The sequence below is a fragment of the Gilliamella sp. B3464 genome, from assembly GCF_026536145.1.
In the GTDB taxonomy this organism is placed as follows: Bacteria; Pseudomonadota; Gammaproteobacteria; order Enterobacterales; family Orbaceae; genus Gilliamella.
In genome coordinates, this window is the sequence record NZ_JAFNOQ010000008.1 from 23,237 (window position 1) to 38,556 (window position 15,320).

The following is a 15,320-nucleotide window of genomic DNA, read 5'->3' on the forward strand; positions in this document are numbered from 1 at the left end:
TTTTTAATTGTCTAGTAATCTTTTCAATTTGCCTTAGCTACCTCATAATGCACAGCCAATAAATAGGCTTCTTCCATTGGCAAATTATCAAATAATTCTACTGTTCTGCGAGCTAGCGCTAAAGATTCCTGTGAAAGTTCATCAAATAAGCTTGGATCAATTTCTGGTAATTTTTCAAGTGTTTTTGCCCGTTGCACCATAGCTTTAACGTGCGAAAGTAACATAGCCTTTTGCACATCATTTTGCGTAATTTGCTGTTCAATCAACCAGCCATTTATAATTTTAATAATTTGTGATGTAACTAATTCTGGTTCAAGATTATCCTCGATCATGCGAAACTTTATTGATGACATAACACACATAATTCTCTTCTTTTTTAAGCATGGATTAAGCGTAAATGAAACCACAATTAACGTGGATAGAGACTTTTTCCGTCAACAACAGGAAATTAATTATCATTTATCGCAATAAATGGCGTCATCTGCGTTTATAGAGGGAAAAATTAAATTAAGCCAGAATAAACAGATTGTTAAATTTGTGAGTTTGATCATAAAAATGATACATAGAGAGAGAAGTGAAGATTTTTTATTTTTGGGATTTTATACGCAAAAGTTTTGGAATTTTTGTGGTTTTGCTTAAATTCAGGGTAGGATGCTATACTGAAACGTACTTATTTCCTTAAAATTCTTGACAACGTTTTTTGATTTTTGTTCTTTAGGATCTCGGACGTGAGTAATTTTGTGGTTTTTTCATTTCGGTGCAAACGTCCGAAATCCTACCATACAAAAAATCTCTTTTAAGAAATTAAAAAAATACTATACCTTCATGTATAGCGCCCTTAAAATCTTTACCAACTACCAGAAGCACCACCACCGCCACTGCGTCCGCCGCCTCCACCACCGAATCCGCCAGAACCACCAAAACCTCCGCCACCACCGCGTCGGTTAATGCCCCCTCCACTTCCTTTAGCCATTAAAATACCACTTAAAATGGTACTTGCTACAAAAGCTAAAAATAATAGTGGTAATGCAAAATATAGTGGATAGCCATGCCATAATGTAAATCCGCCAACAGAGAGTCCATTGAGTAATCCTGTGCTTAAACTTCGTTTTGCACTGATTTTGCCTGAGTTAGATAAGATGAAGTTAGCAATGACAAAACAGATAAAAAATGAGACTAATCCATAATTAAAAACAGTTGCGCCAAAGTCACTTGCTAGCAATGAATTCAGATTCTGTTGTGAGTCATCATCGGTTGTAGTGTCTGAATTATCGATTTTTTGACTTAATACGGTTAAAGCGTCGTATATGCCTTGATAATAGTTATGTTGTTTAAACTGAGGTGCAAGTTGGTCACGAATAATGTGGCTAGCAATCAAGTCGGTAATGGTGCCTTCAAGACCATAGCCGACTTCGATACGCATGCGTTTATCATCTTTAACGATCAGTAACAATATGCCATTATCACGACCTTTTTTACCAATTTTCCAGTCAATAAAAACCCTATCGGCATATTGCTCAATCGTTTCATTATCAAGCTTCGCTATCATCAATACCGCAATTTGTGCACCATCAGTACGTGGTTTTTCAAACGCAATTAAACTTGATTCTAGCTTATCGATTTGTGACGATGTCAGGGTATGCGTGATATCAATAACACGTTGGCTAAATACGGGGATCTCAGTTAACCCATAACTCAGCCAACTGATCATCAATAGCACGCTGAATACAAATAACCTTTTCATTTATATTTACTGTCCAAAATTGACAGCAGGTGCATCAGAGATCTGTTTTTCATTATCAACCGTAAATTGTTGCTTAGGTTGTTGACCTAAAATATCTGCAACCCATTTAGTTGGTAGCGTACGAATATAACTGTTAAAATTTTTAACCGTTTCAATGTAGCGTCCTCTTGCTACTGTAATACGATTTTCTGTACCTTCAAGTTGGCTCATCAAATCTTGGTAAAGTGTATTAGCTTTAAGATCGGGATAATTCTCACTTACAGCAATAAGCCTGCTTAATGCTGAACTTAAATCGGATTGTGCTTGTTGGAATTTCGAAAATAAAGCAGGATCCGTTAACTGATCAGCATTAATTTGAATCGATCCAACTTTAGCTCGTGCATCAGTGACTTGTGTTAATACTTCTTTTTCATGAGTTGCATAACCTTTTACCGTATTAACCAAATTAGGCACTAAATCAGCACGTCTTTTATATTGGTTAATAACTTCTGACCAAGAAGCTACAACCGCCTCATCTTGAGTTTGAATACTGTTATAATCTTTAAAAAAGATAAATCCACCAATAATAATGAGTACAAGAATAACTAACAAAGATTTTGATTTCATTATAAACCTCTTATAAAGTACTTAACTTTGGTTAAATGTGAATACTAAGTAATTAAGCAACGATGAAAAATAACTTATTCTGACATCCAGTTACTGCTTTAAATAACCATAATGCACAAAAGCAAATGGCGTAAAAACAACAATAGACAACTTAATCGATAAAGATGAGATTATTAGAGATAAAGACAAAATTTTATGTCGCTAACTGATTGTTATCATTAACTATATTTCAGTTGCATACCACATAGTTTAAATTAACTGTTAAATATTATATCGAGTTTTCGCAAACTTGCGAAGTATAATCGAAGGAATTTATGCAAAACACTTCATTGCTTTATTAATGGTTGCTCACAAAGCCATTTATTATAAGTATAACAATCTTTTAATTTTTACCGATAATTATAATCAGATTATTGGCTATAAAATCACTTCAAAGCATTCAAGCTCTGCTGGCGCAAAATAGATATCATGATTATTTGACCGATTATTGGTATTTCGATGAGTATGTTTAAAGTGTTCAGAGTTTACCCAAGCGTCAAAATCCGCTTTAGTTTCCCACTCTGCAAAAGATGAAAATAGTGTATAGTTTTCTTCAGTTTTTCCTTGTAAGAAATAAAAACGATTAAATCCTTTCATCTCTTTCAAATGGCTATCACGATTTCGCCATATATCAATAAAAGTATCTTCGCTACCACGTTTAATTTTAAAACGATTCATGACTATATACATAAATATCTCCTTTTAATTTACTTATGTCCGATAAAAAAATAGCACGTTTACACGTGCTATTTTAAAAATTAAATCAACCAATTATTGATTGTTGTTTTCTTCCGCTGCAGAGTTAAGTAATTCAGCTAAGTTTGCTGTTGCTTCTTCAGCAGAAACAGTTGTTTGAATGTCATCAGTTGATGGCATTGCACGTTTACGTAAACGCTCTTTATGGTAAGCATAACCCGTACCAGCCGGAATTAATCGACCAACAATAACGTTTTCTTTCAAGCCACGTAATTCGTCGTTTTTACCCGCAACTGCTGCTTCAGTTAATACGCGAGTCGTTTCTTGGAACGATGCCGCAGAAATAAATGATTCAGTAGTAAGTGATGCTTTAGTAATACCAAGCAGATCATGCAAGTAAACAATTGGTTCTTTACCTTGTGCTTCAAGTTCACGATTAATAATTTTCAAGCGTGATACTTCAAGTTGTTCACCGTCAAGTAGACGAGAACCACCCGGATGAATAACTGTCGCTTTACGTAACATCTGACGAACAATAACTTCAATGTGTTTATCATTGATTTTTACACCTTGTAAGCGATAAACTTCTTGAACTTCGTTAACGATGTAACGTGTCACTGCATTAACACCACGTAAACGTAAAATGTCATGTGCAGATTCTGGACCGTCAGAAATCACATCACCACGTCCAACTTGTTCACCTTCAAATACGTTAAGTTGACGCCATTTTGGAATCATCTCTTCATATGGATCACTACCATCAAGTGGAGTGATAATTAAGCGACGTTTACCTTTGGTCTCTTTACCAAACGAGATAATACCATCGATTTCAGCAAGAATTGCTGGCTCTTTCGGTTTACGTGCTTCAAATAAGTCAGCAACGCGTGGTAAACCACCGGTAATATCTTTGGTACCAACCGATGCCTGTGGAATACGTGCAAGGGTATCACCCACATTGATTTCAGCACCATCTTCTAATTGGACTAATGCTTTACCAGGTAAGAAGTATTGCGCGAGCATTTCAGTGCCAGCAACATAAATATCATTACCTTTTGCATCCACAATCTTAATTGCCGGACGTAAATCTTTACCTACCCCAGTACGTTCAGCCACATCTAAAATTGCAATTGATGATAAACCTGTCAATTCGTCGGTTTGACGAGTAATAGTTTGACCATCAACCATATCTACAAATTTGACAAAGCCTTTCGCTTCAGAGATAACTGGCATGGTATGTGGATCCCAGTTAGCGATTGTTTCACCAGCATCAACTGTTGCACCATTACCTTTGGTTAAAATCGAACCATAAGGAACTTTGTAAGTCTCTTTCATTCGACCCAATTCATCAATAATGGTTAACTCAGCATTACGTGATGTAATAACCAATTTCTTATCTGGGTTAGTTACAAATTTAGCATTGGTTAATTTAATGCTACCTTTGTTTTTCACTTGAACACTCGATTCTGCTGCCGCTCGCGATGCCGCACCACCAATATGGAACGTACGCATGGTTAACTGTGTACCTGGCTCACCGATTGATTGTGCCGCAATAACACCGATTGCTTCACCTTTATTCACCAAGTGACCACGGGCAAGGTCACGACCATAACACTTCGCACAAACCCCAAAATCAGTATCACACGAAACCACAGAACGGACTTTCACACTATCAACTGATTCAGCTTCGAGTAAATCACAATAACTTTCATCAAGTAGTGTATTACGAGGAATTAAAATATCCGCACTACCTGGTTTTAATACATCTTCTGCTGTTACACGACCTAATACACGTTCACGAAGTGGCTCTTTAACATCTCCACCTTCGATAACGGGTGTCATTACTACACCTTCTAACGTGCCACAGTCATCTTCAATAACAACGAGATCTTGCGCCACATCAACTAAACGGCGAGTTAAGTAACCTGAGTTCGCTGTTTTTAATGCGGTATCGGCAAGACCTTTACGCGCACCATGGGTCGAGATAAAGTACTGAAGAACGTTCAACCCTTCACGGAAGTTTGCCGTAATTGGGGTTTCGATGATAGAACCATCCGGTTTTGCCATCAAACCACGCATACCTGCTAACTGACGAATCTGAGCGGCAGAACCACGAGCACCTGAGTCGGCCATCATATAGATGCTGTTAAAAGAAGATTGTACTTCTTCTTTGCCTTCACGGTTAGTCACTTTTTCAGTTGATAAGTTATCCATCATCGCTTTTGCAACACGTTCATTCGCTGCTGCCCAAATATCGATAACTTTATTATAACGTTCACCAGCGGTAACTAAACCTGATTGGAACTGTTCTTGAATTTCAGCAACTTCAATTTCAGCTTCATTGATGATTTGCGATTTTTTCGCTGGAATTTCCATATCATCAATACCAACTGATACACCTGAACGAGCAGCATAAGCAAATCCAGTGTACATTATTTGGTCAGCCAAAATGACGGTTTCTTTCATACCTAATTGACGATAACAGATATTCAAGATACGAGAAATCGCTTTTTTACCTAGTGGTTGGTTAATCACAGAGAAGCTCATACCTTTCGGCATAATTAACCATAAGATAGCACGACCAACTGTAGTATCTACCACAGAGGTTGTTTCTTCCCACTCACCAACACTGTTACGTTGGCTTTCTGTTATACGTACTTTAACTTTCGCATGTAACTCAACTAAACCTAAACGATACAGTTTTTCTGCTTCTTTAGGACCAGTTAAAACCATGCCTTCACCTTTCGCATTGATTTTGTCACGCGTCATGTAGTAAAGACCTAATACCACGTCCTGAGAAGGAACAATAATAGGCTCACCGCTCGCAGGTGAAAGGATATTATTGGTTGACATCATCAACGCACGCGCTTCTAATTGCGCTTCTAACGTCAATGGAACGTGCACCGCCATTTGGTCACCATCGAAGTCAGCATTGAATGCCGCACAAACTAATGGGTGTAATTGAATCGCTTTACCTTCAATTAGAATAGGTTCAAATGCCTGAATACCTAATCTATGTAGTGTCGGCGCACGGTTTAGTAATACTGGATGTTCACGAATAACTTCATCTAAGATATCCCAAACAATTGCATCTTCACGCTCAACCATTTTCTTGGCTGCTTTAATGGTAGTTGCATAACCACGACGCTCTAATTTACCGTAAATAAATGGTTTGAATAGTTCAAGTGCCATTTTCTTCGGTAAACCACATTGATGTAATCGTAAATATGGACCTACAGTAATTACAGAACGACCCGAGTAATCGACACGTTTACCTAATAAGTTTTGACGGAAACGACCTTGCTTACCTTTAATCATATCGGCAAGTGATTTTAATGGACGTTTGTTTGAACCAGTAATAGCACGACCACGGCGACCATTATCTAATAATGCGTCGACAGATTCTTGTAACATACGTTTTTCATTACGTACAATAATATCTGGCGCAGCTAAGTCTAATAAACGTTTTAAACGGTTATTACGGTTGATCACTCGACGATAAAGATCATTTAAATCTGATGTTGCAAAACGTCCGCCATCAAGTGGTACTAATGGACGTAAATCAGGTGGCAACACAGGTAATACGTTTAAGATCATCCATTCAGGTTTATTTTCTGATTGAATGAATGCTTCGATAATCTTAATCCGTTTAGTGATTTTTTTCCGTTTTGTTTCAGAGTTTGTCGTTGAAAGTTCGTCACGTAGTGCTTCACATTCCGCTTGCACATCAATATTACGTAATAATTCTTGAATAGCTTCCGCGCCCATACGAGCATCAAATTCATCGCCAAACTCTTCTAACGCATCTAAATATTGTTCTTCTGTTAAGATTTGACCACGTTCTAAGTTTGTCATTCCGCCGTCAAGAACCATAAATGATTCAAAATAAAGCACACGTTCAATGTCACGAAGTGGCATATCTAATAATAGACCAATACGTGATGGTAATGATTTTAAGAACCAGATATGTGCAGTTGGTGATGCAAGCTCAATATGCCCCATACGTTCACGACGCACTTTAGCTTGTGTGACTTCAACGCCACATTTTTCACAAATTACACCACGATGTTTTAAACGTTTATATTTTCCACATAAACATTCATAATCTTTAACGGGTCCAAAAATACGCGCACAAAATAATCCATCACGTTCAGGTTTGAACGTACGATAGTTAATTGTTTCAGGTTTTTTAACTTCACCAAAAGACCATGAACGAATCATATCAGGAGAAGCAAGGCCTATCTTGATAGCATCAAAGTCTTCTGTTTTTGTTTGTGCTTTTAGAAACTTTAGTAAGTCTTTCACAATTGGCTCCTATGGAGTTAAACCAATTAGATAACTTATCATTGCTGATAAGTTATCCCTATAAATAGAAATCATTTTTAGTTAGTGAAGATTACTCTTCATCTAACTCGATATTAATACCTAGCGAACGAATCTCTTTTAACAATACATTAAATGATTCTGGAATCGCAGGTTCCATACGATGATCACCATCTACAATATTTTTATACATCTTAGTACGGCCGTTTACGTCATCTGATTTGACCGTTAGCATTTCTTGTAGTGTGTAAGCAGCACCATAAGCTTCAAGTGCCCATACTTCCATCTCACCGAAACGCTGACCACCAAATTGAGCTTTACCACCCAATGGCTGTTGAGTAACCAGACTATATGAACCTGTAGAACGTGCATGCATCTTATCATCAACTAAGTGATTTAATTTAAGCATGTACATATAACCTACCGTTACCGGACGTTCAAACTGTTCACCCGTACGGCCATCATATAATGTAATTTGACCTGAAGTCGGTAAATCACCCAATTCTAGTAATGACTTGATTTCTTGCTCTTTTGCACCATCAAATACTGGTGTAGCAAGTGGCATACCATTACGTAAATTTTGTGCCAATGTCATCACTTCTTGATCGGTAAATTCTGCAACATTAACTTTTTGTGCAGCACCTAAACCAAGATCGTATGCTTTTTGGATAAACTCACGTAATTTAGCAAGTTCTTGCTGTTCTTTAAGCATTGTATCAATTTTTTGACCAATACCTTTAGCCGCCATACCTAAGTGGGTTTCGAGAATCTGTCCAATATTCATACGTGATGGAACCCCTAGTGGGTTTAACACGATATCAACTGGACGTCCTTTGTCATCATATGGCATATCTTCAATTGGGTTGATTTTTGAGATAACCCCTTTGTTACCATGGCGACCCGCCATCTTATCACCAGGCTGAATTTGACGTTTAACCGCTAAATAAACTTTAACAATTTTGAGCACTCCAGGTTGTAAATCATCACCTTGAGTAATCTTCATGCGTTTAGCTTCAAGTTTTTTGTTAAACTCAACTTTAATTTCTTCGTGCTGCTCGGCAAGTTGCTCTAATTGTGCTTGCTTATCTTCATTAGCAATCCCAATAGTTAACCATTTTTCACGTGGCAGAGCATCTAATTTATCTGCTTTGATACCACCAGAAATTAACACATCACGAATACGTGCAAACAATGCTGCTTCTAAGATCTTAAGTTCTTCAGTCAAATCTTTTCGTGCTTGTTTAAGCTGCATCTCTTCGATTTCAAGTGCACGTTTATCTTTTTGTACACCATCACGCGTAAAGACTTGAACATCAATAACTGTACCAGAAACACCATTTGGTACACGTAATGAAGTATCTTTAACATCAGATGCTTTTTCACCGAAAATAGCACGTAGTAATTTCTCTTCTGGTGTTAATTGTGTTTCACCTTTAGGCGTCACTTTACCAACCAGAATATCACCACCTTTTACTTCAGCGCCGATATAAACAATACCAGACTCATCGAGTTTAGAAAGTGCTGCTTCACCCACATTTGGAATATCAGCAGTAATCTCTTCAGCACCTAATTTAGTATCACGAGATACACAAGATAACTCTTGAATATGAATCGAGGTGAAACGGTCATCTTGTACCACTTTTTCAGAGACTAAAATCGAATCCTCAAAGTTATAACCATTCCATGGCATAAATGCCACGCGCATATTTTGACCAAGTGCTAACTCGCCTAAATCCGTTGATGGACCATCTGCAAGCACATCGCCACGCTCAACTTTTTCACCTAACTCCACACATGGAATTTGGTTAATACAAGTATTTTGGTTAGAACGGGTGTATTTGGTTAAGTTATAAATATCAATCCCTGTTTCACCAGCATACATTTCGTCAGCATTGACATTGATTACGATACGTGATGCATCAACATATTGAACAGTACCACCTCGACGAGCAACAGCAGTTACACCTGAGTCAACCGCAACTGCACGTTCCATACCTGTACCAACAAATGGTTTTTCCGCTTTTAATGTCGGTACTGCTTGACGTTGCATGTTTGCACCCATCAAGGCACGGTTCGCATCATCGTGCTCAAGGAATGGGATTAATGAAGCACCAACAGAAACGATTTGTTGTGTTGATACGTCCATATAATGAACTTGTTCCGGGCTATATAAACCAGATTCACCATTTAAACGACAAGTCACTAAATCTTCTTTAAAACGACCATCATCATCTAAATTTGAGTTTGCCTGTGCAATAACAAATTCACTTTCATCGATTGCTGATAAATAGTTAATCTCATCAGTTACAACGCCATCAATGACTCGGCGATATGGGGTTTCTAAGAATCCATACTCATTAGTACGAGCATACACCGCCAATGAGTTAATCAAACCAATGTTTGGACCTTCAGGTGTTTCAATCGGACATACGCGACCATAATGAGTTGGATGTACGTCACGCACCTCAAAGCCAGCACGTTCACGCGTTAAACCACCCGGACCTAAGGCAGAAATACGACGTTTATGCGTAATTTCAGATAATGGATTGTTTTGATCCATGAACTGCGATAACTGACTCGAACCAAAGAATTCGCGAATTGCCGCTGAAATTGGTTTAGCATTAATCATATCTTGTGGCATTAATGAATCAAGATCGCCTAAAGATAGACGCTCTTTTACAGCTCGCTCAACACGAACTAAACCAATACGGAATTGGTTTTCTGCCATTTCACCAACACTACGAATACGACGATTACCTAAATGGTCGATATCATCCACTTCACCATGACCATTACGGATAGCGATAAGTTTCTTCATGACATCAACGATATCGCCTTTGGTTAACACGCTTTCGCCTTCGATATCTTCACGCCCTAAAGAACGATTAAACTTCATACGACCTACTGCTGATAAGTCATAACGTTCGTCAGAGAAGAATAGATTATCAAATAGTGCTTCAGCTGCTTCTTTTGTTGGTGGCTCACCAGGGCGCATCATACGATAAATTTCAACTAATGCACCTAAACGGTCACGAGTTGAATCAACATTTAATGTTTCAGAAATGAATGCACCATGATCTAAATCATTGGTAAATAATGTTTCAATTTTTTTATGACCAGCATTGGTTAATTCAAGCAATAGCTCTAACGAAATTGGCGTGTTAGCAAAAGCAATAACTTCACCAGTCTCTTCATTAACATAATTTTTTGCTAATACTTTATTAACGATATATTCAACTGGTACATCAATCTTAGTTACTTTATCTTTTTCTAGTTCACGAATGTGGCGTGCGGTTATACGACGGCCTTTTTCAGCATAAACTTTACCTTTTGATTCAATATCAAACAGAGCCGTTTCACCACGTAAACGCTCAGGAACCAGATCCATTTTTAATTTTGATTTGCCAACTTCAAAAATAGTTTTTTCAAAGAAGATATCTAAAATTTCTTCTGTTTCATAACCAAGCGCTCGTAAAATAATTGTCGCTGGAAGTTTACGACGACGGTCAATACGAGCAAAAAGATTGTCTTTTGGATCAAATTCGAAATCAAGCCAAGAGCCACGATAAGGAATAATCCGCGCATTATATAAAACTTTACCAGAAGAGTGCGTTTTACCTTTATCACTATCAAAGAACACACCCGGACTACGATGTAATTGTGAAACGATAACACGTTCAGTGCCGTTAATCACAAATGTACCATTATCCGTCATTAAAGGAATTTCGCCCATATAGACGTCTTGCTCTTTAATATCTTTAACTGTTCCTTCTGGCGCATCTTTATCATAAATAACTAAACGTAATTTAACGCGCAACGGTGCTGAGTAAGTGATCCCTCTAATTTGACATTCTTTAACATCAAACACAGGTTCGCCCATTTTAAAGCTCACGTATTGTAACTCAGCGTTACCACTATAACTTTTTATCGGAAATATTGAACGAAAAGCGGCTTCTAAGCCGTACTGACCTTCTGGATCTTGCTCAATAAATTTCTGGAACGAATCAAGTTGAATAGAAAGAAGATACGGTATATCCAAGACTTGTGGACGTTTACCAAAATTCTTACGAATTCGTTTTTTCTCGGTATAAGAGTAAACCATTAGTTCCTCAACTTGCTTATCTGCTATTTTAGCATGATTAAATATTCATCAGGGGTATTACTATCTATCAAATAAGAACGCCTGACACCTCATCGAAAATATCTATAAATATCAATTGATTAGGCTTAATAAATATACTATTTCTTTATTACTTTTTATTGATAGTCTTCAAATAAAATTCTTTGACTTTTTACAGCGCAAAAAGGCTGGAGGTAAAAACCCCCAGCCACTTAGCTTACAATTGATAAACTTATTTAAGTTCGACAACTGCACCAGATTCTTCAAGTGCCTTTTTAAGTTCATCTGCATCAGCTTTGCTAACGCCCTCTTTAACTGTTGCTGGAGCTGATTCAACAAGATCTTTCGCTTCTTTTAAGCCTAAACCTGTTGCACCACGAACCGCTTTGATAACAGCGACTTTGTTAGCGCCAACATCTTTTAAGATTACATCAAATTCAGTTTTTTCTTCTGCTGCTTCAGCTGGACCAGCTGCTGCAACTGCTACAGCTGCCGCTGCAGAAACGCCAAATTTTTCTTCCATCATTGATACAAGTTCAACAACATCCATTACAGACATTTCAGCAACTGCATCTAAAATTTGTTCTTTAGTGATAGACATAATATAGTTTCCCAAATTTACAATTTTTTAATTAATAATATTCACAATCACACTGCCAATTAAGCAGCTTGTTTTTGATCGCGAACTGCTGCAAGAGTACGAACCAATTTGCCAGCTGCGGCTTCTTTCATGGTTGACATCAAGCGAGCTAATGCTTCTTCATAAGTAGGTAATGTTGCTAAGCGATCAATGTTCGCTGCAGTAATCAACTCACCTTCAAAGGCTGCGGCTTTAATCTCAAATTTTTCATTTTCTTTTGCAAACGCTTTAAAAATACGCGCAGCAGCACCTGGGTGCTCATTTGAAAATGCAATAAGAGTTGGACCAACAAACGCATCTTTTAAGCACTCGTATTGAGTTCCCTCAACAACGCGGCGTAATAAGGTGTTACGAACAACACGCATATAAACACCCGCTTCACGAGCAGATTTACGTAATGCAGTCATCTTTTCTACAGTTACGCCACGAGAATCAGCAACAACTGCAGATAGCGCACCTTTGGCGATTTCATTAACTTCAGCAACAATTTCTTGTTTATTTTGAAGATTTAGTGCCATTGGTATTGCTCCTGGATTATATACTAGGCAAAGCCTAGACTTATTTTAACTAACTACACACGTAGCTAGCACAACCACGATGAGCAGAATCCCTCTATTATATCTTATCAGGTTCTGTCACCGTCTACGTAGGAAGATTAAGTAATTAAATATCAATTACACCTACGGTCTTGGACGGGGTCTGGTTAAGGCCAGACACCAACCGATTTTTTTGTTTAATTATCGAAATAATTAAACTGTTGCATTTAATGTCGCTTGATCGATAGCAACACCTGCGCCCATTGTAGTAGATAGGCTAACTTTCTTCACAAATACACCTTTAGCAGATGCAGGTTTTGCTCGTTTTAACGCAACAAGTAATGCTTCTAAATTTTCTTTAAGTTTATCTGCATCAAAATCAGCTTTACCGATAGTGGTATGGATAATACCATTTTTATCATTACGGTAACGGATTTGACCAGCTTTAGCGTTTTTCACTGCTTCAGCAACGTTAGGCGTTACAGTACCCACTTTAGGGTTTGGCATTAAACCACGAGGCCCTAAAATTTGACCTAATTGACCAACAACACGCATAGCATCTGGTGATGCGATAACCACGTCAAAATTCATTTCGCCTTTTTTGATTTGATCCGCTAAATCGTCCATACCCACTAATTCAGCGCCAGCTTCTTTAGCGGCATCAGCGTTTGCACCTTGAGTAAAGACTGCAACACGAATACTACGACCGGTTCCGTGTGGAAGTACAATTGCACCACGCACATTTTGGTCTGATTTACGTGAATCAATACCTAAATTAACTGCAACATCAACACTTTCTGTAAATTTAGCAGTGGCAAGTTCTTTTAATAAAGCAATTGCTTCGTTGATATCATATTGTTTAGTCGCATTCACTTTTTCGCGGATAAGTTTAGCTTTTTTAGATAGTTTAGCCATGAATTAACCCTCCACTTCCAAGCCCATTGAACGTGCAGTCCCTTCAATAGAACGCATCATCGTTTCAATGGTAGCACCATTCATATCTGCAGCTTTTAATTCAGCGATTTCGCGAATTTGCGCACTCGTTACTTTACCTACTTTTTTCTTGTTAGGTTCGCCAGAACCAGACTTGATTTTAGCAGCTTTCTTTAATAATACTGCCGCAGGTGGAGTTTTAGTAACAAAAGTAAATGAACGATCAGAATAGACTGTAATAACAACAGGAATAGGTAGACCTTTTTCCATGCTTTCTGTTTTTGCATTAAATGCTTTACAGAATTCCATAATATTAACACCGTGTTGACCAAGTGCTGGACCAACTGGTGGACTAGGATTTGCTGCACCAGCTGCAACTTGCAACTTGATGTAAGCTTGTACTTTTTTTGCCATTTTTAGTTTCCTTTTCTCGGGTGCAAACGCCTCTATTAATAAATAGACAGCTCCCCTAAGTTAAATGAGGGCAGAATTATCCTACAATCGATTAATAAATGCAAGATTTATTTATTACACATAAAAGCAGGCAATATTTACCGCCTGCTTTTATTTAATAACAATGTTATTCAAGAATTAAAGTACATTAATTGCATTAAGTTCTTTAAATGCAAGTTCTAAACGTGCAACTAATGATTCTTGTCCTTTACGTAACCATACACGTGGATCGTAATATTTTTTATTTGGAGCATCAGGTCCTTCTGGGTTGCCTAATTGACCTTGTAAATATGCTTCGTTGGCTTTGTAATAATCTAAAATACCAGCCCAGTTTGCCCATTGCGTATCAGTATCGATATTCATTTTAACAACACCGTAACTAACTGCTTCAGCAATTTCTTCAGGAGTAGAGCCTGAACCACCATGGAATACAAAATTCAATGATTTTTCGGGTAAGCTAAATTTTTCAGAAACATATTTTTGTGAATTATCGAGAATTTTTGGTGTTAACTTAACATTTCCTGGTTTATACACACCATGAACATTACCAAATGATGCTGCGATAGTAAAACGTGGACTAATTGCACTTAGACGCTCATAAGCATAAGCGACATCTTCAGGTTGAGTATAAAGTGCTGAACTATCCATATGGCTATTATCAACACCATCTTCTTCACCACCAGTACAACCAAGCTCTAACTCTAATGTCATTTTCATTGCTGACATACGAGCAAGGTATTGGCAACAAATATCAATATTGTCTTTTAAAGTTTCTTCTGATAGATCGATCATGTGAGAAGAAAATAGTGGTTTGCCAGTTTTAGCAAAATGCGTTTCGCCAGCATCAAGTAACCCATCAACCCAAGGCAGTAATTTTTTTGCACAGTGATCGGTATGAACAATCACTGGTACACCATATTTTTCAGCCATTAAATGCACATGTTTAGCACCAGATACAGCACCTAACACTGCACATTCTTGACCTTCAAGTTTTAAACCTTTACCCGCAATAAATTGTGCACCGCCATTAGAAAATTGCACAATAACAGGCGAACCAACTTTAGCTGCTGTTTCAATAACCGCATTGATTGTATTAGTGTCAACACAGTTTACAGCTGGTAATGCAAAATTATTTTCTCGTGCAATTTGAAATACTTTTTGCACATCATCACCAGTTACCACACCAGGTTTAACAACATCAGAAATCTTTGTAGCCATTTTATTACCTATAAA

The 15,320-nt window shown here is 37.7% G+C and carries 11 protein-coding genes; all 11 read right to left on the reverse strand.

What is annotated here, in order from left to right; genetic code table 11:
* Window positions 1–23: 23 nt before the first annotated feature.
* The 11 genes from J3U57_RS09410 to fbaA all read right to left on the reverse strand — a co-directional run bounded on the left by J3U57_RS09410 (window position 24) and on the right by fbaA (window position 15,305).
* Window positions 24–353 (reverse strand): hypothetical protein, encoded by a 330-nt coding sequence (locus J3U57_RS09410; protein ID WP_267334171.1) that lies wholly within the window; start codon window positions 351–353, stop codon window positions 24–26.
* Window positions 354–847: 494 nt separating this feature from the next.
* The gene (locus J3U57_RS09415; RefSeq protein ID WP_267344551.1) at window positions 848–1,711 is read right to left on the reverse strand and encodes a TPM domain-containing protein; all 864 of its coding nucleotides are present in this window, start codon (window positions 1,709–1,711) and stop codon (window positions 848–850) included.
* A 39-nt stretch (window positions 1,712–1,750) separates the two neighbouring features.
* Window positions 1,751–2,350, reverse strand: coding sequence for a LemA family protein (locus J3U57_RS09420; RefSeq protein WP_267344550.1), 600 nt, complete (start codon window positions 2,348–2,350; stop codon window positions 1,751–1,753).
* Window positions 2,351–2,767: 417 nt separating this feature from the next.
* Entirely contained in the window at window positions 2,768–3,079 is a 312-nt protein-coding gene (locus J3U57_RS09425) for an antibiotic biosynthesis monooxygenase family protein (RefSeq protein WP_267334168.1), read from the reverse strand.
* Between the two features lie 81 nt (window positions 3,080–3,160).
* Window positions 3,161–7,387 carry a DNA-directed RNA polymerase subunit beta' gene (rpoC, locus tag J3U57_RS09430; protein ID WP_267334167.1) on the reverse strand — a complete coding sequence of 1,409 codons (4,227 nt, stop codon included), beginning with the start codon at window positions 7,385–7,387 and terminating at the stop codon, window positions 3,161–3,163.
* 91 nt (window positions 7,388–7,478) lie between these two features.
* The gene (rpoB, locus tag J3U57_RS09435) at window positions 7,479–11,507 is read right to left on the reverse strand and encodes a DNA-directed RNA polymerase subunit beta (RefSeq protein ID WP_267334166.1); all 4,029 of its coding nucleotides are present in this window, start codon (window positions 11,505–11,507) and stop codon (window positions 7,479–7,481) included.
* A 250-nt stretch (window positions 11,508–11,757) separates the two neighbouring features.
* A complete protein-coding gene (rplL, locus tag J3U57_RS09440) occupies window positions 11,758–12,126 on the reverse strand; it encodes a 50S ribosomal protein L7/L12 (RefSeq protein ID WP_034884317.1) in 369 nt (122 codons plus the stop codon).
* 59 nt (window positions 12,127–12,185) lie between these two features.
* Window positions 12,186–12,683, reverse strand: a complete 498-nt coding sequence (gene rplJ, locus J3U57_RS09445) for a 50S ribosomal protein L10 (RefSeq protein ID WP_065634123.1) — start codon at window positions 12,681–12,683, stop codon at window positions 12,186–12,188.
* A gap of 231 nt (window positions 12,684–12,914) precedes the next feature.
* Window positions 12,915–13,616, reverse strand: coding sequence for a 50S ribosomal protein L1 (rplA, locus tag J3U57_RS09450; protein ID WP_065634122.1), 702 nt, complete (start codon window positions 13,614–13,616; stop codon window positions 12,915–12,917).
* 3 nt (window positions 13,617–13,619) lie between these two features.
* Window positions 13,620–14,048 carry a 50S ribosomal protein L11 gene (gene rplK, locus J3U57_RS09455; protein ID WP_034884321.1) on the reverse strand — a complete coding sequence of 143 codons (429 nt, stop codon included), beginning with the start codon at window positions 14,046–14,048 and terminating at the stop codon, window positions 13,620–13,622.
* 177 nt (window positions 14,049–14,225) lie between these two features.
* On the reverse strand, window positions 14,226–15,305 hold the full coding sequence (gene fbaA / locus J3U57_RS09460; RefSeq protein ID WP_065634121.1) for a class II fructose-bisphosphate aldolase: 1,080 nt from the start codon (window positions 15,303–15,305) through the stop codon (window positions 14,226–14,228).
* Between the last annotated feature and the right edge of the window lie 15 nt (window positions 15,306–15,320).

What these genes read in the sequence shown, in the direction of transcription:
- fbaA (WP_065634121.1), bottom strand. Translation starts at nt 15,305, where the DNA reads ATGGCTACAAAGATTTCTGATGTTGTTAAACCTGGTGTGGTAACTGGT.
- J3U57_RS09415 (WP_267344551.1), bottom strand. Translation starts at nt 1,711, where the DNA reads ATGATCAGTTGGCTGAGTTATGGGTTAACTGAGATCCCCGTATTTAGC.
- rplK (WP_034884321.1), bottom strand. Translation starts at nt 14,048, where the DNA reads ATGGCAAAAAAAGTACAAGCTTACATCAAGTTGCAAGTTGCAGCTGGT.
- rplJ (WP_065634123.1), bottom strand. Translation starts at nt 12,683, where the DNA reads ATGGCACTAAATCTTCAAAATAAACAAGAAATTGTTGCTGAAGTTAAT.
- rpoB (WP_267334166.1), bottom strand. Translation starts at nt 11,507, where the DNA reads ATGGTTTACTCTTATACCGAGAAAAAACGAATTCGTAAGAATTTTGGT.
- J3U57_RS09410 (WP_267334171.1), bottom strand. Translation starts at nt 353, where the DNA reads ATGTCATCAATAAAGTTTCGCATGATCGAGGATAATCTTGAACCAGAA.
- rplL (WP_034884317.1), bottom strand. Translation starts at nt 12,126, where the DNA reads ATGTCTATCACTAAAGAACAAATTTTAGATGCAGTTGCTGAAATGTCT.
- J3U57_RS09420 (WP_267344550.1), bottom strand. Translation starts at nt 2,350, where the DNA reads ATGAAATCAAAATCTTTGTTAGTTATTCTTGTACTCATTATTATTGGT.
- J3U57_RS09425 (WP_267334168.1), bottom strand. Translation starts at nt 3,079, where the DNA reads ATGTATATAGTCATGAATCGTTTTAAAATTAAACGTGGTAGCGAAGAT.
- rplA (WP_065634122.1), bottom strand. Translation starts at nt 13,616, where the DNA reads ATGGCTAAACTATCTAAAAAAGCTAAACTTATCCGCGAAAAAGTGAAT.